Genomic DNA, 24386 nt, shown 5'->3' on the forward strand with positions numbered 1-24386 from the left:
TACACATTCGTCGTTGCATCTATGCTGATTGCGATTGCAGGAGCAATCTCAATACGGCGGATGGAAACCGATATCTTTCCGGAGATCAATATTCCGGTCGTTGCCATCATCTGGAGCTATCAAGGGATACCTCCTGATGAAATGGAAACCCGCATCGTTGGAAGCTTTGAACGAGTCTTATTTGCTACTGTCAGTGACATCGAACATGTTGAAAGTCAGTCGCTAAACGGGATTAGTGTTGTCAAAGTCTTTCTGCAAGAAGGGGCTAGTATCGATGCCGCGATTTCACAAATCGTTGCCACATCGCAGCAATCGTTAAAGTCAATGCCACCAGGCATTTTTCCGCCTCTGGTGATGCGATACAACGCAGCCAATGTGCCGATTGTTCAGGCATCGATTGGTAGTAATAGCCTGACGGAACAACAGCTATACGATTTGGCCACCAATTCAATGCGACCCGGACTCGCTCCTGTTCGGGGCGCCCAGATGACATGGCCCTATGGCGGTAAAGTTCGCCAGATCATGATCGACATCGATCCAGACAAGCTTCACGCTTGGGGAATCTCCGCGAGAGAGGTGTCTCAGGCCATCAATGCACAGAACCTGATCTTACCTGCAGGATCGGTCAAGATTGGTGCCCACGAGATGAACGTTCGACTCAATGGAAGTCCCGAAGCAGTTGAAGCCATTGGAGATTTACCAATTCGGTCAGTAGGTAGTCGCACGGTTTTTGTCCGTGATGTGGCGTCAGTACGAGATGGCTTTGCTCCGCAAACGAATATCGTTCACGTTGATGGCAAGCGGGGCGTGTTACAACCCATTCTCAAGTCCAGCGGTTCAACACTTGATATCGTTCAAGGCGTACGAGACCGTCTTCCTGCCGTCTTGGCGACGTTGCCTGAGGAGATGAAAGTTACGCTGCTGGCGGATCAGTCCGTTTTTGTTCGGCATGCCGTTGAAGGTGTGCTGGTAGAGGCTGGAATTGCCGCTGGTTTGACGGGCGCCATGATTCTGCTCTTCCTGGGATCTTGGCGAAGCACTTTGATTATTGTGATCTCCATTCCATTAGCGATTCTGGCAAGCATTACCATACTTGGTGCTCTTGGACATTCGTTGAATGTCATGACGCTTGGCGGATTGGCTCTTGCAGTCGGTATTTTGGTGGATGATGCCACCGTTGAGATTGAAAACATTCATCGTAACCTTCACCTAGGCAAGGGACTGACGACGGCCATTTTGGAAGGAGCACAACAGATCGCGATGCCAGCCATGGTTTCCACGTTGTGCATATGCATCGTGTTTCTGCCTGTCGGATTCATCACAGGAGCGGCCCGTGCACTGTTCGTCCCTATGGCACTTGCGGTCGTGTTTGCCATGTTTGCCAGTTACCTGCTAAGTCGAACTCTTGTACCGACGATGTCCCGCTACTTGCTTGTGGCCGAGATGAAGCAACATTCAAGCGAAAACGAGCAACGTAGCTTAGGCGTCTTTCGTTGGGTCCATGAAAGATTCAACGCTCTATTCGACAAGATGAAGGATAGCTACGGTGTTGGGCTATCTTGGATGCTGGCTCACCGCGTAGTTGTCCTACTTCTGTTTGCTGGCTTTACGACAGGTTCCTTTCTGCTGATTCCAGCAATAGGACAAGATTTTTTTCCCTCGGTAGATTCGGGACAGATTCGTTTGCACGTTCGCGCTCCCGCAGGAACACGGGTTGAGGAGACCGAACGCTACTTTGCGAAAGTCGTGGATACGATTTATGAAGTCATACCTGCCGATGAAATCGAGTCTGTAATTGACAATATCGGAATTCCCAACAGTGGTATCAACCTGGCGTTAAGTGACGGAACGCTTATGTCCTCTGCGGATGGTGAGGTTTTAATTTCGCTCGCCCATCATCACGCTTCCACCGATGCCTACAAAAAGAGCTTGAGAACAAAATTACAAGGTCGCTTCCCAGAACTGACGTTCTTCTACAAACCGCCTGACATTATCTCCCAGGTACTCAATTTCGGCTTGTCCGCGCCGATCGATGTGCAATTAGTCGGCCCGCGTCGCAACCAAAAAGAGAATTTTAAGATCGCAAGTCAGCTTCGGGATCGGATTCAACAAATACCGGGAGCATCGGACGTTCGGATTCATCAAGTGCCGTTCGCACCGGAACTGCGTATCGAAACCGATCGGACGCTACTCAGTCAAATGGGCATCTCGCAGTATGACGTTGCAAACGATGTGCTTGTCTCATTGAGTTCTAGTAAACAGGCATCACCTAACTACTGGCTCGACCCAAAGAAGGGAATTCAGTATCCGTTGGTTGTTCAGTCACCTCAACGTCAAGTCGATTCGCTTTCGGCCATTTCAGGTACACCCATTGTTGCCAATCAGGAAGATACCGATTCGCAACTCTTGGGAAACCTTTCCGAACTGAAGCGGGATGTCGGTCCAACCAACGTAACGCACTATAACGTCGCGCCAAGTATCGATGTGCTTGCAAATGTCGAAGGAACGGATCTGGGCAGCGTTGCTGCAGAGATAGACGCTGTGGTTGCTGATTTTCAGAGTCAATTGCCTCGTGGGACAACGATCAAAATACGGGGGCAAGTGGAAAGCATGCGAACGTCATTCTCTGCATTGTCGTTTGGTGTTCTTTTTTCAATCGTCCTTGTCTACTTGTTAATGGTTGTGAACTTTCAATCTTGGATTGATCCACTCATTGTGTTGATGGCGTTGCCTGGGGCGTTGAGTGGAATCGTGTGGATGCTCTTTGTTACACAGACGACGCTCAGCGTGCCATCCCTTATGGGCACAATCATGTGTATTGGTGTCGCCACCGCAAACTCTATCCTGGTAGTGACGTTCGCCAACGATCAGCGACAACTCGGTAAGAATGCATACGACGCAGCATGGGCCGCAGGCGTTACGAGATTGCGCCCGGTCTTGATGACGGCCGGGGCAATGATCTTGGGGATGTTGCCTATGTCGCTAGGAATTGGAGAAGGTGGCGAACAAAACGCACCCTTGGGACGGGCCGTTATCGGAGGGCTTCTAATGGCTACGCTTGCGACCCTTGTTTTCGTTCCCTTGATATACAGCCTTCTTCGCAAGAGGCCTCCCAAATCACAGGTTGAAATGGACATGCTCGTCGATCCGTGATTACGCGTTACTCTTCCTAAGCCTACGTTGGATGAAATCATGAATAGTTCAGAACATACTTCCGAGTCCGCAGAAATTGATGAAGCAGGCACTCCTTCGCCCCCACCTCGCGTTGCGCCTTGGAAGCTAACTCTCTTGCTCTTGTGTGTCTCAGGCGTAGTTACCGGTGTGTTCTTTCTTGGATGGCTTCCCAAGGTAGAACAACATAAAGTACTCGCTGAGGAAGCAGATCAGCGGGCCAACGCAGTTCCGCAAGTGCGAATCATAAATCCTGAAACAGCGGATGTGTCGATAGAGGTGCTATTACCAGGGGAAATACAAGCTGAGGAGGAGACGGTAATTTTTCCAAGGACGAGCGGTTACTTGAAAGAGTGGCACGTTGATATTGGAGATGTTGTCACCAAGGGACAGCTTTTGGCAGAGATTGATACGCCAGAAGTTGATCAGCAACTTCAAGAGGCAATGGCAACCGTGGAGCAGCTAAAAGCACGGCGGCAAGTGGCGGAAACGCAACTAGAATTGGCTCGGTTCACATTGGGACGGCTGGAACGGCTTATTTCAGCCAACGCTGCTTCTCAGCAGGAATACGACGAACGCAAAGCTGAACTTGCTGTCGCCAAGCATCAGGTTCAAGTTGCCGAGGCCGATATCGCTGCAGGCATGGCGGATCTTCAGAGAATCAAAGAATTGCAATCGTTTACCAAGGTGTACGCGCCCTTTGATGGGACGATTTCAGAACGATCGATCGACCTTGGGCAATTGGTGACCTCCGGAAATGATCAAGCTCAATCGCTTTTTCGGCTTCTTCGAACAGACCGCGTACGAGTGATCATTCACGTTCCGCAACTCTATGCCTCAAGCATCCGCAACGGCGATAATGCTCATCTTGTAGTTCGTGAGATGCCAAATCGAACCTTTGCTGGGCATATCTCACGAACCGCGAAAGCGATTGATCTCCAGACACGCACTATGCGAGTTGAAGTCGAGCTAAAAAATACAGATGGCATGCTATTGCCAGGCTCGTACGTCCAAGTCAAACTGCCGGTTCAACGGACAGATCCACCCCTGATCGTTCCAGCTTCGGCGTTGATCTTTAATGCCGATGGTGCCCAGTTGGCAGTTGTCAATTCGCAAGATGTCATCGAGTTGCGACACGTCGTAGTCGAAGCAGATCAGGGCGGCAAGCTGGGAATCGCGACAGGTATTTCCGCCTCAGATCGCGTTGTAGTAAACCCTGGCGAACGCCTCTCTAATGGCCTGTCCGTATCTATCGTCGAGGGCATTCGTAACGAAAGTTGATAATTCTTAGGAAGAGCCTGCAAGATGTCGCTAGTCGAAGTAACTTGCAAAGAGTGTTTTCAGCTGAGAGAAGCTAATCGGCTTAATTAAAACCTGCTCGCAACCGACAGCAAGGCAGCGTTCGATGTCGTTGCTCAGCGCCCCTGCGGTCAGGGCAATGATTGGCGTTTCGATCCCCATGGATTTCAGTGAGGAAGCTGCTTCATAACCATCCATAACTGGCATTTGCATGTCCATGATGATCAAGTCATACGGGCTACCTGACTCCTTGCGTGTAATGACCTGATCACACGCATTTTTTCCATCCACAGCGAAATCTGGAGAAACGCCGAGTCTCTCAAAGACTTTCTTCAAAAGGTATCGATTAGCCTCAACGTCTTCGGCAATCAAGATAGATCGACGACTCCAATCACCATCTTCTCCACTATGACTCGATGATTCGTCTTGCTGAGAATCTTCAGATGCTTCACATTCAGGCGCATGAAGCTCTAGACTAAAGACCGACCCAGTCGGTGAAGTCTCTTCAAGCTCGAGAGAGCCACCCATCATATCAGCCAATTGACGGCTAATCGCCAGACCTAGTCCCATACCGAGACGTTTCTTCTCACTACTAGCAGGCCCTTGGTTGAATGGAGTAAAGATACGATCAACGACATCCTCCGGGATCCCTGGCCCGGAATCGATGACACGAATCAGCAACTTCTCTGATTGGTGGTCATACTTAGCTCGACACTCGACGCTACCGCGGTCGGTAAACTTGATCGCATTGCCAATCAGGTTAATTAGTATCTGTCGGAGTCGGACCGGATCAATGTTCGCCATCACTGGGCAATCACTTGGAAGGTCCCAATGAAAATCGAGCCCTCCATCGGTCGCTCGGTACTTAAGTAACTCACAAACCGAATCGATTAGACGACAAATATCGGTAGGTACCGACTCGACCTCCAGAGTACCAGCTTCGACTTTGGCAATATCGAGAAGATCGTTAAGCAGTTCCAACAAGTGTTGGCCGCTGTTGGCGATCATTCCCAACATCTTAGGAGCGTCGTTAACTCCCAAATCATTCTGAAGGATCTCAGCAAATCCAATGATCGCCGTCAGAGGAGTTCGCAATTCGTGACTAAGTGACGTTAGAAACTGAGACTTCGAGCGATTAGCTTGTTCAGCAAGCATCATCGCTTTTTCTGCCTTCTGCTCACTTTCAACGACTTTACGCAGTAGCTTGTGGCGTTCGATCGCGTTGTGCGTAATTCTCGGTAAAATGTCTTCAGTAATTTGCGACTTGCCGAAGAAATCTTGTACACCCCGTTCAAGAATGGTCGCGTCGTTGAGATGGTTTGCGTCAACACTTCCCGTGACTAAGACAATGGGCACAGGCGGAATACTGTGCTTGGCCAGCAGCAGCTCAACGAACCGTTTCGCGTCCATATCAGGCAAGCGATAATCGAGAACAACTAGGTCGATCTCCGATTTTAAGGCGTTGATTTTTTCCAGGCCATCGTTGCCTGTGCACGCTTCGGTGAATCGGTATCGAACATTCACATCCTTTCGCAACGCAGAGATAACGGCGTTTCGATCCTCGGTCGAATCGTCGATAATGAGAAAATGAAGTTTCAAAATCAGCCTGGCCTAGTTCAATAATCTCGACGCGATGCTCTGCACCGTCTTCAAGTAGGTATTTGGATCGGTGGATTTAACCTGGAAATCTGCAGCCCCTAAGTTTAACGCCATCGCACGATCTTGTGGGTTGGACGACGTCGTAAATACCACGACACTCTTCAGACGGTCTGGATACCGCTCGGAAATATGGCGGAGCAACTCCAAACCATTACAACGGGCAAGATTTAGATCTAAGAAAATCAGTTGAGGAGCGTTCTCAGCGAGCAGCTTCTGGCCGTCAGGGCAGCCGATCGCACGGATGACCTGAGCGGAGGGGTTCTCCAAGCTAATGGCCATCATCCCCATTTCATAGTCCAGATCACTGTCTTCAATGAAACAAACGACAACGGGTGACATTGTTAGCTTACCTGTTCCAAGGTGAAACAAACGGTGGAACCAGTTCCTGGTTGGGATTCAATCCAGATTCTTCCACCATGACGCAAGACAATCTTCTCGCAAATTGCCAGTCCTGCCCCAGATCCCCCACCATACTCTCCTGGCAAATGGAGACGGCGGAAAATCTGAAAGACTTCCTGCTGGAGTTCAGGAGCAATTCCTATGCCATTGTCTCGAACAAATACCTTGGCTTCGCGTTTGCCGTCCGCTGTGACATTTGCTGAAGCGCCTATTACCAAATGCTTTACGTCATGTTCGTTGTATTTGAGGGCATTCGAGACAAGGTTCGTAAATAGTTCTCGAATGCAAAGAAAATCGGCCCAGAGAGTCATGTCATTCTCGATTGTGACCAAAACATCCTTAGGATGCGGCCGCCCAAGAACCATCTCAACAGCTTCCTCTGCGACTTCCTGAAGACTGACTCGCTCGAATTCTAGGTTACCTTGTCCGGCCCTAGAAAGACGAAGTAGCCCTTGAATCAGTTCATCCATGCGTGCCGACAGCTTTGCCAGCGTTTGAAGTCGATTCGACGTGTTCTCATCGATTTCTGAGCCAAGTTCATGCTGCAGCAGAAAAACGGTCTGACTAATTCCTCGCAGCGGTTCTCGTAAGTCATGCGATGCTGCATAGGCAAACGAATCGAGATCTGCATTGATCTTGGCGAGCTCATCATTTAGTCGCGTCAGTTCGGCGGCACGTAAGCTAAGCAGCTCAACGAGGCCGTGACGTAGCTCTTCCGCCATGTCTCGATCGACTTGCGTCCATCGCCGAGATTGCTGATGTACGGTTGTCTTCCATTCCTCAAATGATTGACGCGGAGAAAGACGTACCCCATCGTCAGTCTTTACTGCCACTTTATCGGGATTGCCTGCCCAGCTAACTTCGCTGACATATTCGTCACGAAAAAATAGCAGCCAACTAACCTCGGGTCCAAATAAAGGGACAGCCAAACAGCCACAACAAGTGCCTAGGGAAGTAGTACCCGTGGACTCTGCAAGTTCACCAGCAAGACTGTGGGTATATCGTAGAGCAGCCCCTTCGATTTCATTTCCTTCGGCCCAATTAACGATCGAAGGAATTGCATCCAGTGGTGGAGTGCTACCAAAACTCTGGGATTCTCTTTGCGAGACAATCACCAGTCCATTGGCGTCGACCACTTTCTTCATCTCTGGCCAAAGTTCTTCCGTATCTTGCCACATGTTGGCAGTTCGGGTGACCAATTCTAAGACACGGTGAAAGCTTGCCCGACGCTCCGTTCTCTCGTTGTTGGTTCCGGCCTGTTCGCGAGCTGAAAGATAGTTGCCGACGACGAGCCCCATAATCTCACAGGCCGCTCGTTCCTCCAATCGAAGAGGCTTTGCAGAGTAATGATGGCACGCGATTAGTCCCCACAGGCGATTGTCGATGACGATGGATATCGACATCGAAGCCCGAACACCCATGTTTTGCAAATACTCAATATGAATCGGAGACACTGCCCGAAAACAACTAAGACTCAAGTCGAGCGGACGCTCCGCATTCGCATTACAGTTAGGAGTTATCGGTACTGGTTCTGCGTTAACATCCCCGATGGAACGAACTGTGTTGAGAATGTATAGACGTCGAGCCTGCTCTGGAATATCTGTTGCAGGGTAATGCAGACCTAAGAACGATTCCCGTCCTGCAACGACCGACTCGCCGATCACCTCGCCATGGTTATCTTCGGCAAATCGATACAACATCACTCGGTCAAATCCGCTGATGTCTCGCATCTCATCTGCAATGACCTGATACAACTGGGAAAGATCTCGGCAACTTTGCAGCCTCTGGTTCGCTCTCGTCAATTGCAGCGGAAGACTTAGTTCTTCAATGATCTCCGCGCTATGGTTCGACTCCTTGGGTAGCTCTAATTCAACTACCAGCATTCCACGATAGACGTGGGCCGCCGCAGAATAGGGAAGTGAACTTTTAGAAGAAACGGGACGAAGACGTAACGGACGGACAACCTCGCGAATACCCATCGATACGTTTCGTAGCAACGTCGTCGATTCTGCATCAAAGATTGAATCCAGAGCACTTCCAATTTCTGGAACTTCTTTGAGCCAATCCGAAACATTGGCGGATCGATGTTGGAGCGTAAGTTCTCCCAATTGAAACGCAAGCAGCGTCCCGTGTGGCTGGACTGCTCCCGCTAAATGAATTGGCTCTCGATCGCAATTTGTCAGGTCGACCGAGGTTGCATCGTTCGAGGATCCTGGAATTGTCATAGTTTGCTTAAATTCTCGCCGTACAATCGAAACATCATCATCGCCGCTGAAGTGGAACGAGCAATTTCGTCCGGTGAAACAAGCTGCTCGTCCAACCAGCTTTTGGTCTGTTGCCAATGCTTGGGAGTTGCCTCACCGTATGCGTTTAAGTATTTGATCGGTGGAGTTATGCCCTGAGGGAAAGAATGGCACACGACTTTACAGAGGTGCATTGCCCCCATGGTGGAGCCCTCCAAAACGTAGACGACACCGGCCGCTTCGGCAGGTCCCTCAATCCAGCTGACATCACTTTCCCAAGCTGGAATCGCACGGTCAGTCGTTTGACGGTCTGACGGGACGGTCGCCAATTCGGGCATCAACTGTGTTAGCCGTAACCGGTCCTCTTGTGCCCACGAGCCACGACGCCGGTCAGTGAACCAGCCGTGGTCGATATTCAATTGACGTTCTATTGCCAGATCAATGGGACAAATAAGCTGAGAAATCGCCTGTAGAAAGCGGTCATAATTCTCCGCCGAGCCGAGCATCGATTTCCAGTCGACGCTTCGTTCGACCTCGCGATGCAACTCAGCGGTCGCAGACTTCAGGCAATGGCTAGCAAGAGACATGGAGAAACCGGCCCCCAATCGCTGGGACACTTCTAAACTTGGTTTAACGCAATCGCATACCACACTAAGAAACGCACCATGCGCGCGGTTTGCTATGCAGAATTAAAACCAGGCTCCCCACTGCCGGTACGGTAGATTTCACTAATCTCCCATGGAGTTACATGGTAAATAGTTTGTTAGATCCGTCAACTAGTAAGCAAGCAGAGGCAATTTGCTTGGTAACCGCATATTTCCTTCGCTGACCCAACACCAGATCCTTCTATTCTTGCGAAGAATCAGGCGAAGAGTCTTCTTTTCTTAAAGGCTCGTAAAGCTTCGCAAGTGGAATCAGGATAGTTTCGAGCCGATCGAGATACTCTTTCTCGGTAAAGTCTCCCTTTCTTTGGCGAAGATCGGCAAGTTGCTTTTCCAGCTTGTTTCGCTCCAAGACGCTATCTTCCGACAAACGCTCTGCCTCAGTCCCAGGTACTAATATAAATTGATTGGCCAGCGTACCATCAGGTAATGATTCATCCCTCGACGTCTTCGCTAGATGGACTCCGCGAAACCAATCGGCTGGAGTCCCCTTGCCATCGCCATTGTCATCCAACATCGAGTGTTCAGTGGCGAGCTGGGATTTAGACTCGTAGTATTGGCTAGTCTGTTTTGAAGCAGCAATCCAGGCTTCCAGCAGGGAAGTTTCCCCATCTTTGTCCAAATCGCCTGATGCTTGGCCGATCGCTTCAGATAGGAAACCACCAAATCTCGCGAAGTTATACTCGAATCCACTTTGCGTCGCCGTAACGACGACACGTTGCTCCCCGGACAATTCCCCCAAAAACGGCCCACTCGACGATGTGCAGTTAACAATAGCCATTCGGCAAGAGATGGAGCCAATGAGATCACTTATCTCAGTGGACGCGATATCAGGTCCCCGAAGGTTGAACTTTGCCTTCTCACCGTCAAACGTGCCATGTCCTATGAGAACGAGCCAAAGTTCCTGTGGCGGTTTCTTTTGTAGCTTCATCAAAGTATCGTTGAGAAGCTCTACATCTGGCTTGTCACTTACTTCGACAGAGTCGATTCCGATTAAGTGAAATGACTTGCCTGCTCGTTCGGCAGCTTCCTGCCAATTACTTGACCACTGCTGAAACAGCTCTTTGTATTGAGGTTCGCCTGGCTCTCCCACAACGACAACGACGACGGGACCGGGTGGTGAGTCAGACTCAGAAACGCCTAAAGTGACCAATAGGCAGAGGGCGGCAATCATCCAGTACATAGTTAAGCCAACCCTTTCCAACGACGCAGGCCCCATTCGAACGAAAGCAACATGACTGCTATTAAGAAGACACCCCAAGTATGCCAGATCGACCGAACTTGCGGTTCTGTGACAGGGATCTCACGCTGGTTGAGCGTGCTGACAAAACGATCCAATTCGTTCAGTTCGATGACTTCTCCGCCAGTTTGCTGAGCAATGGTCTCCAGAAATTCGCGATTGGAACGAAGTGTCGCAAACTCTTCCCGAGCCGGATCGGCAACCCATCCCGTTTCGACTTCCCCTATCCGACTTCCATCGGGTCCCTGTGCGGCTATCGTGGCACGATAGACTCCTTCGTTTCTCCCAGCAATGCTCGCTTCATAGATTCCTGATTCGGTTCCCTTGGGCTGACTCGCAACCTGAATCGAATTCCCTTCAGGCGTTGTCACAGCGATATCAACTTTTGCGTTGTCCAGCATCTCGTAGTTTTCGTCGCGAACTTGGGCAGACGCCTGGATCACTCTGTCCGCGTCGTCTCCGGCAGGACTAACCTCTGCGCTGATTCGCTGGGGGACTTCTGCGACCAGCCAGCGGATGGTTTGTCGCCAGGCCTTTTCAAGGTCGTCATTCTCCGGCGAATCCTGATGTAGTTTCCATCGCCAAAGATCACCAATCATAAAAGCCGCGGTACGTCCTTTCCCAAAACGCTGAGTTACAAGCACTGGCAATTGACCGCCAGTTGATGCATTGGCGGAAAGGAGCTGACTTGCTGCTGGCTTCAAGCTGGACACTGAATTCAAGACACGCAGCTTCGGCATTTCCCTTAGCCGTCGTGATTCCTCTTCCTCAGTAGACCGCACGCGAACCCATGGCTCTAACAAGCCTTCCCGGGTCAAAGACAGTTGAAGTTCGTTTGCTGGAGGCGGCTGTTTCGTGGGATTGAGATAAACCGGCAACAACTCTCCGATCGATGTGCGGTTGTAATCGCCATTGGAAAACGACTCCATCCCGCCGAGCATGAGCAGACCTCCGCCTCGTAGACTGACGAAGTCTTGGATTAGAGACATCTGCTGCTGCGTGAAGAAGTCTGCTTCTACGTCATCGAGTACGATTGCGTGGTATTGGAAGAGTTCATCAGCCGATTTGGGAAAGCCGCCAGACAACTGGCCTTCCTTAAGCGAACCTACACGTAGAAGAACTGCCTCGTCGTATTGCTCGACTTGCTCCTTCTTTTCATCATCGGTATTTGTGAAGATGCGATTGGCATTGGAGTCCTTTTCCCGAAATTGAAATCGGGGCTCCTTTTTGGCGATCCGAATAAGACCGTGCAACTTCAATTCGTCGTCTTCGGAAAGTGCACGATTTAGATACTTGAATTCCCAGTTGGGTCGACCTGAGACATACAAAACGCTGTAAGGCCCGCGGCCACGATCGACCATCACTTTTCGACTGTTGTTTAGCAATGTGGCCTCTTGGATTCGCGTGCGCCCGCCGAACATTCCCTCTTCCGACTCGGCGTGGGCTTTAACCTCGTAGAACAAAACGCCACGCGATTCCGGTTTTACCTGAAACCGTACAGTAGTACTTCTGCCATTTTCTGCGGCTATAACCTTCTTCGATTGCAGGACTTCCCCTTGCTCGTCGAGCAGTTCGACGACCATGTCATTACCTGAAAGTCCAAATGCAACGATCTCGGATGTGATCGTGATCGGGGCAGCCTCAAAATTCGTTTGAGTGGCTGCCACTTGCGACACGGCAACATCGAAAGATGGTTCGTCAGATCCCAAAACAACCGGATAGACGGGCGGGTAATCTTCCCACGTCATATTCGCAGTAGAAAGATCGGTAGCGTTTCCATCGCTGAAAAGTAAGATTCCCGCGGTGGGTCGCTGAGAGAATCGCTCGCGGAGAGTTGACAACGCGGAGACAATCCCGCTTCCACTGCCGTCGGCGGCGTAACCCTCAAAAGTAGTCACGGGCCTCAACTTGTTGTCAAATTCATACCGCCGTACGTCGAAGTCTTGCCCAAGACGCACCTGCCATGGGTTTTCGGCGTGTAGCACTTGAGAAAGCTGGCTGGCTCGACTTTCCGCCGATCCTTGATCGTGGATTAACAAACTTTGCGACCTATCTGCCAAGACGGCAAATACATTCGCCCCTGGAACTGGGCGAGTATCGCTGTGCATGGGCTCGACCAGTATCGCAGCCAGCAGCACCACGGCGACGGCTTTGAGCAAAGCACACGTCAACTTCCACCAAATGGAGATGTTAACCGTCGCATATGCCCACAGCGTCAGAGCTACGACGAGTCCACCCATGATGCAAGCAGGTAATATCCAATTCCTCGCTCCCCACACATTTGGCCAAGCGATGAAAAATTGATCCTGAAGCCAATCACTCATTCGCTGCCCCCAATCGCTCGTAGTAGCGGCGGACAGCATCTTCGTACTGAGCGGGCACAGGATCCTTGTCGATCGGTACGCTCGCGTCTTCAGACGTCCGTTTTAACAGTTCCTCGGAGACGCGATGTTGAAGCTGCGCGAGAGGTTTTGCGATGCGATCCTGGATGATCTCCCATTGCGGGGCTGCGGATTGATTCAATTGCTCTCGACGAAGTTCACGTGCTTCATCTCGGATACGAGCGGCCTCAGCTCGCAACTCTGGATCGTCAACAATTTCCTCAACATCTCGTAGGCGGTCTGACCAATCTACAAAGTCATCTCCCGAGAAAGGGCCATTCGGCGAAAAACCTCCTTGGTTTAAAAAACGATCTAAACCTCCAGATGCTCCACCTGAGGCGGCCTCGCTAGGATTTGCAGGACGGTTCGACGAACCGTCCTGCTGTTGACCCTGCTGTTGACCCTGCTGTTGACCCTGCTGTTGACCCTGCTGTTGACCCTGCTGTTGACCCTGCTGTTGACCCTGCTGTTGACCCTGCTGTTGACCCTGCTGTTGACCCTGCTGTTGACCCTGCTGTTGACCCTGCTGTTGACCCTGCTGTTGACCCTGCTGTTGACCCTGCTGTTGACCCTCGTTGTTCGACTCCGGTTGGGCAGAAGGTTCTCCTTGCGAAGGGCGATTCGTGGGCGTCTGCGACTGGCCCTGGTCGGAACTAGTCATGTCTTGTTCCAGTTCTTCGTTAAGCCGCTCCAGTTCGTCCAGAGCGCGGCGTAGTTTTTCCGTTTCGTCGCCTAGCACTTGCTCAGCAGCTTTCTCCACTCCCTCGGCGAGTCGCTCAATGCCTTCGCGGGCTTGTAGTTCCTGCTGGGCCGCTTCTTGTCGAAAGCCACGCTGCAGTAGTATTTGGGTTGCTTCAAGGGCTTTATCTGGGTTCGAGACTCTTGTATCGCGAATCGACTCATAAAGCCGTTCCGCTAAAAGCGGTTGAGTTTCCTCTGCCTCTTCCACGGTATTACGCATTTTCTCGAGCAACTGCTCGAGGCGTTCCTGTTGTTCCTTGACTAGCTGCTCGGTCACTGTTTTCTGGTCTGACTCACGAAGGGATGAAGTCGTCGCTTCTTGATCTTCTGCGAGATTTTGCAGTTGTTCGCCAAGCTCCTCTTCTTGGGCTAAAAGTTCTTCCGCCTCTTGTTGGAGTTCCCGTACTTCCTGATCGAATTCGCTGGACGTACGTTTTTGAAACTCTTCTTTAAGTTCGTCTAAACCACGCTGTGCCCTGGTTCCTTCGTTGGCAGCTTGAGTGACCATTTGTTGCTCGAGGGCTTGCGACGCGCGGCGGGCGTTTTCACGTGCCTCGTCCAGTTGCTGTCGTTGTTCGGCCATCCGCTCTTGATTGTCAGGCTGTTCCATCCTTTGTTGAAGCTCTTCGGTATCGCGGAGGATCTCCTCTTGCTCCTCACGAAGTCGCTTGAGTTGACGCTCAGCCTCGGCCCGTTGTTCTTCGGTCTCGGCAGCCTCAAGGACGCCTTGCATTTCCTTGATTCGATCGTTCAGGTCGTTCTGCCGTTGAGCGAGCTCACGTAATCGATTGAGAACCTGGCGATCTTCGCGAGATTCTTCTTGCTGTTGCGTCTGTGCCTGCTGCTCTTGGGCGTATCGATTTTCGTCTTCCTGCAATTGAAGCTGCTGGAGTTGTTGCTGCGAACGCGAGTTCTGAGACTGCTGCGACTGACTGGACTGTTGTTGAGACTGACTCGATTGAACGACTTCATGCTCTCGAGCTCGCAGTCGCAATAGTCCCTGATACGCGGCTTGCTCGTGTGCAAGGGCAGGGGATAGTTGCGCCGTATCAGCTCCTGCAGCGGCTGCTTCTAATTCCTTGATTGCCTCTTCCATAGAGGCTTGGGCCGACTTTCCGTGCCCCAACGATTCGGCATCTTCCAACGATTCCGCTAACTCACCCAATTGACTCAGTGCAGACTGTTGCGATTCGATCAGCAAGGCCGTATCGTTTTGAAAGTCTTCGCTGGGCGTACTGCGAGTCTCTCTGCGAATGACTTTCCATGTGGCATTGATAATCTGTTTCTGGAGTTCAGCGAGTTCCTCCGCTTGCTGAGCTGCCTGACTCCCTTGTTGTTGCTGTTGCTGCTGGGATTCTCCCTGAGGTGGCTGCTCACCCTGTCGAAATATCTCTTCGAAGGGCCGCACCTCTGCGAAAAACATGTCACTCAATGTTCGACGCACCTCGCCATCAGGCCCAACGTCTTCGGCCCAAAAATACCAAGCAACTAATTCATCGGGCTTGGCATTCAGACTTTCCAAAGCCAACAGGTGCTCTGATTCGATGCGTTGCTTCGAATCGAATTGTTCTCGTAGTGAGATTTCCTTTTCCAGCTTTCCTGGAATCGAGTACGACAGCCCCACACGCTGAAGGCCAAAATCGTCCCAGGCCGATACCGCCAAGTCGACTTCCTCGATTGGCGATACTTCAATGTCTCGAGTGGGCTTGGCGAGCTTGAGATCAGGCGGAAGGTTTGGTATCGAGTTAATGCGAATCGTTGGAGGGTGCTTGTTCGTTCTCTCTTCGGAATCGGTCAAAAGCAATTGAAATTCGCGCGATCGGTCAACAGCAAACGTCGCCAGGTAGGTATACGGTTCCTCGATATCTTGTTCAAGGGCAACATCTCCGTTCTCATCGTCATCGCTTGCTTGCAATATGGCAGATGCCAATGGCTTGTTGACACGAAAGAATAGCGTGATCTGCGAGCCTTCGACGGCAGAGACCCGCCGTATGTCTTGGATGAATTTCTCTTCTTTGCCGGTATAACTCGGGAACACGAGTCGGGCATCGGCTTGAAGGAGCAGTGGATATTCGAATACGTCGACGGTAAAATCTTTTGTGCGTTGGTCTCCATAAACTACGCGATACTTTAGTGGCTGTGTTACCGATGCAATTCGCCCACCAAAAACGGGATCGTCGAGCGACTGCGACATTGGTACGGAAAAGCTGCTCGTGTCATCAGTTCGATACTCAAGTGATGATTCCGAGGGAAGCTCGCCAGCAAATTTGGCCAACACCAAAAGGCTGCTACCACGTTCCACTTCCGTATCGCCCGGTTCGATGGCCACCGTTAATTGAGTTAGGTTTTTGGAAAGCGCGTCATCTTGCCTGTCGTTGGGCGTCGCTTTGGCTAGTTCCAAGTTGAGCATTCCTAGCCCTAAAGCCGCCAGAAACGTTGCCAACACACCGATGTAGGCAAACGCCCTCGCCACACGTAATTGGCCGAGCGATACAATCATTCTCCAGTCGTGCGACCGCGCGTGAGACAACGCCCGATTCACGACCTCACTTTGGAGAAAGCCCAACGTCTTGCTGCCTGGTCCAGGATTTTGCTCGATGGCGGTCAACAAAGTTGAATCAAGTTGCGGAAACCGAGTTTCAACTTTCTGAGCAACCGATGAGAAGCTTCTCGCCGTTCGGTAGCTGATAATGGCAACCACGACGGAAGCAGCGCAGGCAAGACTCGTGGTGACAAACATTCCACCTTCAATGAGTTGCCCAGCTGACTTTGTCACCCAATAAAGAATGCCTAGGGTTAGCGCGGTAAGCACCCATACAACCGCCATGCCGAGCCAAAATCGAAACGTCCGCAATCGCTGAGCGGCCTGATTGAGTTGAAAAGCGAGTTCTCGATCAATCATGCGGAATCTCCCAGGTTTGGGGTGGAGGTACGCGATCGCAGACGCCCCAGAATGGTTTCCGCACCCAGCAGTATGAGCACGGCAACGATCAGCCATTTCCAGACTTTTTGACGCTGTTCGAGTTCCAAATCACGTAGCTGACGCTGCTGATCTAGCGTTTCGGACGTCGTTGGTGCTTCCCCTAATACAACGCCAAGTTGTTCTAAATAGCTGGCGTCGAGCGGTTGTGTATCGCTTTCCGATTCCGCCAAATTGACGGCAAAGGGCAAGTGCTCTTCACCAATAATCAAAGTGTAGATGCCTGGTTCGCTGGCGTCAGAAAATGTGGTTGCCGTTGCTGCAATAGAAATTGTTTGACCATCGGGAAAAAGAATCGTCCGTTCTTTGTCCGCTTCCGGCAACGGAATGTCCTGATCCACGACGAAATTCTTCGTATCCAGTTTCGCGGCATCTGAAAGTTCCAGCCAACGCGAAAGCAACGGTATGAACTTGGTGGACAACGCCAACTGGCTATCTTCTTTATGCCAGCCAGAAGTCATGACGTAGAGTTCCCCTTGGCCACGTGACACTTGCCAGATGGCAGGATGCCCTGTGTCAAATCGAGCAAGTACCTGGGCATCAGCCGGAGCATTGACTGGGCGAAACTTCCAGAAGCGGATGTTCGTGAAGTCGTTGTAGCGAGCGTTAGCAAAGGGTAGGAACAGCGGGCTTTGAAAGTCGATCTGCTCAAGCATCGTGTAAGAAGCACGCGTGCTTGGTTCCGACTCAGCACTTTGGGCCATGGCTACTCCGCCGAGCCAATCTCCCATGTCCTTTGCCATCTCATCTGTCTTAAGTATGACTAGGACATTGCCGCCATCGTCCAAATACCTATCCAGCTTCGCACGTTGATCGCTAGTTGCGGGTTGCGAAATGAACACGATTTGAGGAGGGCTCACTCCGTCTAACTTCAGGTCGTCGATGGAGTCGGCCGAGGCAATCTCGACTCGCCGGTCCGGCGTTTCTCCGAAGGCTCTACTCAGATAGAACAGCATGTCGGCTGGGTCATCCACGTCTTCGTTCCCGACATAACCGATCCGCACGATCTTCTGAATAGGCGGCACCACATAATAGGTGTTGTCGAAGTCCATGCTTGGTTCATCGCCGGTCAGCAGAATTCGATCGGGCGCTGCCATGGCGATGTCCCTCGGTACACCGAGGACTAGACTCTCGCCTGGCGGTACATAAAAAGGAACTGGCTGCGACTTCTCACCTTCAGCGTTGCCCCAGGCAACAAAGAAACTGTCGTGTGTCGCATCCGCGGAAGTTCGCACGCGTACCTTCGGAACTGCGGTTAGCTCATCCCCAGGCGATTTGGTATCCAGTAGAATTGCTTTTGCATTCGTGGGGTTCTCTGGCTCGATCCGATGTAAGTCGACTTGAACACCTTGGTTCCACTCTGCTGCCTGGAGCGATTCGAGATTCGTGCCTTGTTGGAGGTCCGTTATAAGTACGATTTGCATCGACGCGTTGGACTGTTGCTGATCTTTGGCAGTCGTGAGTCTCTCTGACACACTCAAAAGGGCGCTGCCAAGATTGCTTGCTCCCCAAGTTGGCTTTAACTCTTTTAATCTTTGACGAACCAGTTCATGACGCGCTGGACCGTCGACGGTGGGTGCCTCTTCCTGTGATACAAGCGGCGTTAACTCATCTGCATACGCAAATAAAGAGACTTCATCCGTTGCTTCGAGATTGTCGAGTATCGAGCGGACTTCTGTTAGCGTCTTGTCCCACATTTCACTGCGTCGCATGCTGGCACTTTGATCGATCAAAATGGCGACATAGCGATTTGGGGCATTCGCGCCCAACAGCTCTGCTTCGGTACGGAAAAACGGACGCATGAACGCAAATGCGAGTAACAAGATGACCAGTGAACGCAGCAAAAGTAGAAGCCACTGATCGAAACGGCTGCGTTTTGTTAGCTTTGGCGGTGTTGGCTCAAGAAAAAGAAGCGAACTGAACTCATATCGCGCCTTGGGCGTGCGACGGATGAGATGAAACAAGATAGGCCCTAGGATGGCTGCCCCACCTAGCAGGAACAGACCTGACAACACACTCATGTTGCACCACCTGTCCTGGCTCCTCGCTGTCGTGGCCCCCCCCTTGATCCACGTAATCGATCTGCCAATAGGTCGAACAACATCAGCTCCAAGGGGCGGTCGATAGAAATCGTATGAAGCTCAACGCCAAGCTGGCTGCAAATTACCTGCAGAGACTGAGCATGTTCACCGAATTTGCTCAAATAGCTTTCTCGCGCTGCCGCAGGGTCGATGTAAACCTCTTGGGACAACTCCACATCGAAAAACATGGCAGGCTTTTCAAACTGAAAGTCGATCTCGCGGGGATCAAGCAGACGCAGAACTACCACTTCGTGCCCTCGGGCTCGCAAAAAGCCTAAATTCTTCTTGAGCGAGCCAATCGGTGTCAGCAGATCGGAAATTAGCACGACCAACCCACGTTTTGCGACGGTCGCGGCAATTTGTTCTAGCGGTTTTTCAATGTCGGTTGCCGTCCCAGCCGGAGCACGTTCCAGACTCATCATGATTTGATGGATATGGCCAGGTCGGAATCGAGCAGGAATTCGATCGACAATCTTCTGATCGAACGCCAGCAGTCCGACGGCATCGCGCTGTAGCGATAAAAAATATGCTAACGTCGCAGCCGCGGTTTTCGCGTAGTCGGCTTTGTCGTAGCCCACTGTTCCGAAACTCATAGAACGGCTCAAGTCGACCAGCAGATGACAGCGAAGATTGGTTTCGTCCTCGAAGCATTTGATGAAGTATCTGTCTGAGCGGCCATACAGCTTCCAGTCGAGGTACCGAGTATCGTCGCCGGGCGTGTATTGACGATACTCGGTAAATTCAACCGAGAATCCATGATAGGGCGAGCGATTCAAGCCTGAAAGAAAGCCTTCGACAATCGCCCTCGCGCGTAACTCAAGTGACTTGATTCGCATGAGCGAACCGGGATCGATCAGCGAGACGTCACCGTATTGCTGTGCTTTCGGACTATCGGAATCTGATCGGAACGTCCCCATCTCAGTCTTACGCAGCTCCTGGAATAGGCACGGTCTTCAGCAGTTTGTCGATCACCGTTTCGACGGTGATTCCTTCTGCCTCGGCACGGTAGCCGACCAGAATACGATGCCGCAGCGTAACATGAGCAAGCGCTTTGATGTCTTCGGCAGTCACGTGTGGGCGCCCCATCAGCAGTGCTCGTGCTTTTGCTCCGAGGACGAGATACTGAGCCGCACGAATTCCAGCCCCCCAGGTAACCCATTCGTTAACGAAATCAGGCGTATTGGGGCGTTTCGGTCGTGAAGCATCTGCAATTCGCACAGCATATCGGACCAGCGCCTCGGCGATGGGCACCTTTTTAACAACGTCATGAAAACGTAGGACGTCTTCACCACTAAAAAGGGAATTGATCGGCTCGTTTGCTCGTGAGGTGGTTTGATTGACGACCGCCACTTCGTCGTCTTCCGGCAAGTAGTCCATCCAGATATTGAACATGAAGCGATCGAGTTGGGCCTCCGGCAACGGATAAGTCCCTTCCATTTCAATCGGGTTCTGCGTGGCGAGTACGAAAAATGGTTCCTCCAGCGGATAACGTACGCCGGCAGCGGTCACTTGATGTTCCTGCATTGCTTCCAGCAGGGCCGCTTGTGTTTTCGGAGGTGTGCGGTTGATTTCATCCGCGAGGATGACATTCGCAAAAATGGGTCCTTTGGCAAACTGGAGTTGTCGTCGCCCTTCGGGTGTTTCTTCGAGGATTTCCGTGCCGGTGATATCGGCGGGCATTAAATCTGGCGTGAATTGGATACGGCGAAAGTCCAAGTCAAAGATCTTCGAGATCGAATTGACCAGCAGCGTTTTCGCGAGGCCTGGTGCGCCTGTAATCAGGCAGTGGCCGCCCGCAAATAAGCAAAGCAGAAGTTGCTCGATCACTTCCTGTTGGCCGATGACCGACTTGGAAAGCTCACTCAAAATGCGTTCACGGCTAGAGCGAATTTGCTCGACAGCTTGTTGTTCGGCTTCGTAGCCTTCCATCTCGGTGCTCACGTTCGATTGACTTTCTCAACGGTAGGTTCAGGGAAGTGGCAACTGGGGCAGAGATCAATGTGTCATGGCGTAGGTGATAATGTTGATACCCAATGGGTAGGCGAACCGCTCGGAATACTCTTTGAAGTATCTAGGATCGACCCCTTCTTCTTCCCAGCCATCGCCTAAGTCGGTGTTGTGGCAGATGACCACCATCATTCGCCCTTTGTCGTCAAAGATTCCTTTGTAGTGCGGTTCCTGAGCATCGTGCCGCTCGGTGTGGTTGCCCCGCATCCAAGCACCGATACTGATAATCATCGGTTTCTCGGCAAGATCGTATACCAAATGAAAGATGTCATGCTCTAAAGGGAGTTCTTCTGGTTCGCGGTTAGGAAACACCCGTTTGATGTTATCGTAAAAGTTTCGCCATTCGTCCTCGCCCCAGAAGTCGTCAACCATGAGAAAACCACCGTTGAGGAGATAACGGCGCAGGCCATTCACCTCGCCTTCAGAAAGGTTCATGTTGCCAGGTTCGACAAGGTACAAAAATGGATAGTCCGAAAGCGATTCGTCGGTCAGCTCTACGATCACGCTTTCAGGATGAACTTCCATAGAAGTCAATTCGCGAAGGCGGTGTGGAAGATTCAAGTCGCTTTCAGGAAAGTCGACGGCCCACTTGTCTCGCCAGCCGTACGAGGTGTACTTCACGCGAGCAAATCGAAACGCATCGTGCTCGAACCGCTCGTCGATCTCCCAATCGTTTCGCGCTCCGCGCTCCGGGCCACGATCGCGGTTATACCGACCGCGACGGCTGAAGTTATCGCGAAAGGGATTGCCCCCTTCAAACTGGGCAAGCACTATGCTCCCGAGCAACATAAGGCCGACCACGGCGGTGATGAGCCTGGCTGGTTTCGCAAACAAGGTCATTCCGTCTCTTCCGTTGGCGGTTGGGAGGGCTGTTCCTCCGTGGGGCTGTCTTCTGCGACAAGGGACAGGAGAAGATGGTGGGCGTCGCGGTATCGAGGAGCTTCCTCCAGCGCAAGTAAAACATGTCGACGTGCGTCCTCACGACGATCAGCTTTCGCCAACCACCGAGCGGCGCGATAATGAATGTCGGCCGGATCAACTGGATCGAGCCTGGCTAACATCGTCAATCCATTGATGGCCATCTCGGCGTCATTGGTCGCTTCCCCCGCTTTCGCCAATAAGTGATATGGTTCCTGGTTAAGGGGATTTACTGCCAGGATTCGCTGTGCATTCTTACCAACTTCGGACCAATTCTCTTGCTCCGAGTAGATATCCGCCAAGCGTTGATAGACCTCTAGCGCATCGCTCTGGCGTACGGCTATTTCGTTTAACACTTCAAGTTCGGTCTCGGTTTCGCTCAATTCCCGAGAAATTCTGGCTTTCAAGGCCAGGGCACTGCCTTCTCCGGCAAAATCGGGCTCTAGCTTCCGTAGCTCATCCACGACCGCTAATGCCTCTTGCCACTTTTCAGCTTGTATCAGTGCGATGGCATAACGTTGGAGGCCAGGGAAGTTATCCGGGTGGTTTTCCGTCCACGCTTTCCATTCGGCTAGATCATTCCCCTCCGGTAGTCCGTTGGTCTCAAAGCTGGCCTTCTCTGCGAAGGCGGTTGCCTTTTCACGAATGTACTGTTCGAACCCTGCATCAATCGCATCTAACGGTGCGGCATGACGAGCAATCGCGTCGTTGATTTGCAGACCGTTGGCCAGTTCGTCCAATATGTTACGTAACGCTTCCTGCCCAAACTTATCGACGATGAATTCGACCGCGATGGCAGACTCGTAATAGGCAAACATCAAATGCCGCGGGCTTGGGGGCCTTAAAAATGCGGCGCTCAGTTCGCTTACGGGAGTAAGATCTTCGCCTAGAATCATTTGGCGATACGCTGGCGACATCGCTTGCCCCCAAGAGGGATCGCGAAGACGTTCTTCGTAAACCGAGATACCTTCGCTCAGCCAGCGTGGCATTTTGTTCTTCGTTTTCGTCAGCGTCACGACATGGCAGAACTCGTGCCATAAGACCGCTTCCCAGTTCGAGGGATTTTGGCTTTGTGAAGCTGGCGAATTCATCGTAATCACATTGCCAAAGCAAACCCCCAAAAAGCCTGCTCCGCCTGGAAGGCCAAACGTGCGAATGGCGAAGTCTTGTTGCTTGGGAAAAATCTCGACCGCCACCGTCTCGGGCAATTCAACATCGTACTTTTCGCAAAGTAACTGCTTGGCCTCCTGGAGCAATTCTAAAACCCGCGGACCATAAATCTCGGATTCCTCGGCATCCATGCGGACGACAAACCCATCCGCTCGTAGCGTTCTGAACTTGGCCATGTGCTCGCGAAGCGTTGAAAGATTGTGGGCTACTACATTGTAGTTGTCCGCATCAAAGACTTCCTCGGCCAGCTGCCAGCCTTTCTCGACATCGCCCAGTCGTAACAAGTCGTTGGCCAATTCCATTTTCGCGGGCAGATAATCGGATTGAAACGAAAGCGATTTGCGCTGGGCAGCCGCGGCCTCGGCGAACCGATACTTGCGGGCCAGGAACTTACCAATGAGATAATCGACGTGCGGATTATCGGTCCAATGTTTAAGTGCTTCCTTACGGCACTCCGCTTCACGATCTGCATCGCTCGCCAAGTGAGCCAGTACTGCTCTTAGCGCCCAGGCATCTGGTTCGGCTGGATTAATCTCGAGGACTTTGCTGATCAGTGCTTCCGTTTCTTCATAGCGTTCGGCGATTAGATGGTTCTCGGCGACCAGCAACAGGCTCGGAACATGGCTGGGATTGGCTTCCAGGGCCTGCTTAACGAATTGCTCTGCTTTTTCCGAATCGCTTGGCTCAAAAGATCGTGCCAGGCCATACAAGATTCGCGGATTCTTCTCGTCCAGCTTCAATGCCTTTTGCAAATCCTCAGCCGCGAGTGCGAAGTCGTTTTTGGCCAACGCCAATTCGCCGGCTGCGATAAAGGCATCCGGCGAGTTCGGAGCACGCTGCTGCACTTGCTTAAATAGGTCGAGTCGAACTTGCTTCGGGTCGGCTCCCACTTCCAAGAAGAACTTGCCGATAATCACCATGCTTTGCGAGTCGCGATACATTCCGCTGGTTCGCTCGATCTGTGCGGCGATCTCAGCTAAAACCTCTTTCGCTTTGGCCGATTGATCGTTGAACCGACGAACGTCTCGTTCCATCCACAGCAATCGAAGGTTTCGCGAGCTGATCTTTTTCGCTTCTTCCACCGTTGCTAAAGCATCGTCGTAACGGCCGATCGCCATTTCTGCGCGAAGCTTCCAAATTCGCCACTCGCTTGAAAAAGGTGAACCGGCGATTCCTGCTTCCGCGACCTCGATGCACTTTTGGTATTCTCCTGTCTGGTAGAGAACTTCCGCTTCGGAAAGTGTTTCGGCGTGACTCGCTGGCGTTATTAAAAGCCAACCGGCACATGTGAAGAGAATCGCCAAGAACCCCGCAGCCGATGGCTGACGGGTACTTTGCGACGGAAACAAGCTTCGCAAATCCAACTCCTTCTGAAAGCAGCTACACTTAAAAGTGCGATGAGGTCATTTTAGGAGGCCCAATTCGCAAATGACAA

General features: G+C 51.6%; 14 protein-coding genes. 2 read left to right on the forward strand and 12 right to left on the reverse strand.

Annotation, left to right across the window (positions count from 1 at the left end; genetic code table 11):
* Nucleotides 1-21: 21 nt before the first annotated feature.
* Nucleotides 22-3153: an efflux RND transporter permease subunit gene (locus LA756_RS04055; protein WP_261362087.1), complete on the forward strand. Its 3132-nt coding sequence runs from the start codon at nt 22-24 to the stop codon at nt 3151-3153.
* A gap of 39 nt (nt 3154-3192) precedes the next feature.
* Nucleotides 3193-4452 carry an efflux RND transporter periplasmic adaptor subunit gene (locus LA756_RS04060; RefSeq protein WP_224438599.1) on the forward strand — a complete coding sequence of 420 codons (1260 nt, stop codon included), beginning with the start codon at nt 3193-3195 and terminating at the stop codon, nt 4450-4452.
* A 30-nt stretch (nt 4453-4482) separates the two neighbouring features.
* On the opposite strand, the gene LA756_RS04065 is transcribed toward LA756_RS04060, so the two are convergent.
* The 12 genes from LA756_RS04065 to LA756_RS04120 all read right to left on the reverse strand — a co-directional run bounded on the left by LA756_RS04065 (nt 4483) and on the right by LA756_RS04120 (nt 24309).
* Nucleotides 4483-6069 carry a hybrid sensor histidine kinase/response regulator gene (locus tag LA756_RS04065; RefSeq protein WP_224438600.1) on the reverse strand — a complete coding sequence of 529 codons (1587 nt, stop codon included), beginning with the start codon at nt 6067-6069 and terminating at the stop codon, nt 4483-4485.
* Nucleotides 6070-6081: 12 nt separating this feature from the next.
* The gene (locus LA756_RS04070) at nt 6082-6468 is read right to left on the reverse strand and encodes a response regulator (RefSeq protein ID WP_224438601.1); all 387 of its coding nucleotides are present in this window, start codon (nt 6466-6468) and stop codon (nt 6082-6084) included.
* Nucleotides 6469-6470: 2 nt separating this feature from the next.
* Nucleotides 6471-8753 (reverse strand): ATP-binding protein, encoded by a 2283-nt coding sequence (locus LA756_RS04075; protein WP_224438602.1) that lies wholly within the window; start codon nt 8751-8753, stop codon nt 6471-6473.
* Entirely contained in the window at nt 8750-9358 is a 609-nt protein-coding gene (locus tag LA756_RS04080) for a biliverdin-producing heme oxygenase (protein ID WP_224438603.1), read from the reverse strand. Before LA756_RS04080 ends, LA756_RS04075 begins: the two co-directional genes overlap by 4 nt.
* A gap of 259 nt (nt 9359-9617) precedes the next feature.
* Complete coding sequence (locus tag LA756_RS04085) at nt 9618-10616, reverse strand: hypothetical protein (RefSeq protein ID WP_224438604.1); 999 nt, start codon at nt 10614-10616, stop codon at nt 9618-9620.
* Nucleotides 10617-10618: 2 nt separating this feature from the next.
* Entirely contained in the window at nt 10619-12997 is a 2379-nt protein-coding gene (locus tag LA756_RS04090; RefSeq protein WP_224438605.1) for a glutamine amidotransferase, read from the reverse strand.
* A complete protein-coding gene (locus LA756_RS04095; protein WP_224438606.1) occupies nt 12990-16697 on the reverse strand; it encodes a hypothetical protein in 3708 nt (1235 codons plus the stop codon). The genes LA756_RS04090 and LA756_RS04095 overlap by 8 nt, the downstream gene beginning before the upstream one ends.
* Nucleotides 16694-18796 (reverse strand): BatA domain-containing protein, encoded by a 2103-nt coding sequence (locus LA756_RS04100; RefSeq protein WP_224438607.1) that lies wholly within the window; start codon nt 18794-18796, stop codon nt 16694-16696. The genes LA756_RS04095 and LA756_RS04100 overlap by 4 nt, the downstream gene beginning before the upstream one ends.
* Complete coding sequence (locus LA756_RS04105) at nt 18793-19773, reverse strand: DUF58 domain-containing protein (protein WP_224438608.1); 981 nt, start codon at nt 19771-19773, stop codon at nt 18793-18795. The genes LA756_RS04100 and LA756_RS04105 overlap by 4 nt, the downstream gene beginning before the upstream one ends.
* Nucleotides 19774-19780: 7 nt before the next feature.
* On the reverse strand, nt 19781-20785 hold the full coding sequence (locus tag LA756_RS04110) for a MoxR family ATPase (protein ID WP_224440476.1): 1005 nt from the start codon (nt 20783-20785) through the stop codon (nt 19781-19783).
* Nucleotides 20786-20851: 66 nt separating this feature from the next.
* A complete protein-coding gene (locus LA756_RS04115; RefSeq protein ID WP_224438609.1) occupies nt 20852-21703 on the reverse strand; it encodes a DUF4159 domain-containing protein in 852 nt (283 codons plus the stop codon).
* Nucleotides 21700-24309 carry a tetratricopeptide repeat protein gene (locus LA756_RS04120; protein ID WP_224438610.1) on the reverse strand — a complete coding sequence of 870 codons (2610 nt, stop codon included), beginning with the start codon at nt 24307-24309 and terminating at the stop codon, nt 21700-21702. Before LA756_RS04120 ends, LA756_RS04115 begins: the two co-directional genes overlap by 4 nt.
* Nucleotides 24310-24386 lie beyond the last annotated feature (77 nt).

The sequence above is a fragment of the Bremerella sp. TYQ1 genome, assembly GCF_020150455.1.
Lineage (GTDB): Bacteria > Planctomycetota > Planctomycetia > Pirellulales > Pirellulaceae > Bremerella > Bremerella volcania_A.

Excerpts from the sequence above, each read along its gene's own strand:
- LA756_RS04055 (WP_261362087.1), top strand. The coding sequence starts at position 22 with ATGCTGATTGCGATTGCAGGAGCAATCTCAATACGGCGGATGGAAACC.
- LA756_RS04060 (WP_224438599.1), top strand. The coding sequence starts at position 3,193 with ATGAATAGTTCAGAACATACTTCCGAGTCCGCAGAAATTGATGAAGCA.
- LA756_RS04070 (WP_224438601.1), bottom strand. The coding sequence starts at position 6,468 with ATGTCACCCGTTGTCGTTTGTTTCATTGAAGACAGTGATCTGGACTAT.
- LA756_RS04075 (WP_224438602.1), bottom strand. The coding sequence starts at position 8,753 with ATGACAATTCCAGGATCCTCGAACGATGCAACCTCGGTCGACCTGACA.
- LA756_RS04080 (WP_224438603.1), bottom strand. The coding sequence starts at position 9,358 with ATGTCTCTTGCTAGCCATTGCCTGAAGTCTGCGACCGCTGAGTTGCAT.
- LA756_RS04085 (WP_224438604.1), bottom strand. The coding sequence starts at position 10,616 with ATGTACTGGATGATTGCCGCCCTCTGCCTATTGGTCACTTTAGGCGTT.
- LA756_RS04090 (WP_224438605.1), bottom strand. The coding sequence starts at position 12,997 with ATGAGTGATTGGCTTCAGGATCAATTTTTCATCGCTTGGCCAAATGTG.
- LA756_RS04095 (WP_224438606.1), bottom strand. The coding sequence starts at position 16,697 with ATGATTGATCGAGAACTCGCTTTTCAACTCAATCAGGCCGCTCAGCGA.
- LA756_RS04100 (WP_224438607.1), bottom strand. The coding sequence starts at position 18,796 with ATGAGTGTGTTGTCAGGTCTGTTCCTGCTAGGTGGGGCAGCCATCCTA.
- LA756_RS04105 (WP_224438608.1), bottom strand. The coding sequence starts at position 19,773 with ATGGGGACGTTCCGATCAGATTCCGATAGTCCGAAAGCACAGCAATAC.
- LA756_RS04110 (WP_224440476.1), bottom strand. The coding sequence starts at position 20,785 with ATGGAAGGCTACGAAGCCGAACAACAAGCTGTCGAGCAAATTCGCTCT.
- LA756_RS04115 (WP_224438609.1), bottom strand. The coding sequence starts at position 21,703 with ATGACCTTGTTTGCGAAACCAGCCAGGCTCATCACCGCCGTGGTCGGC.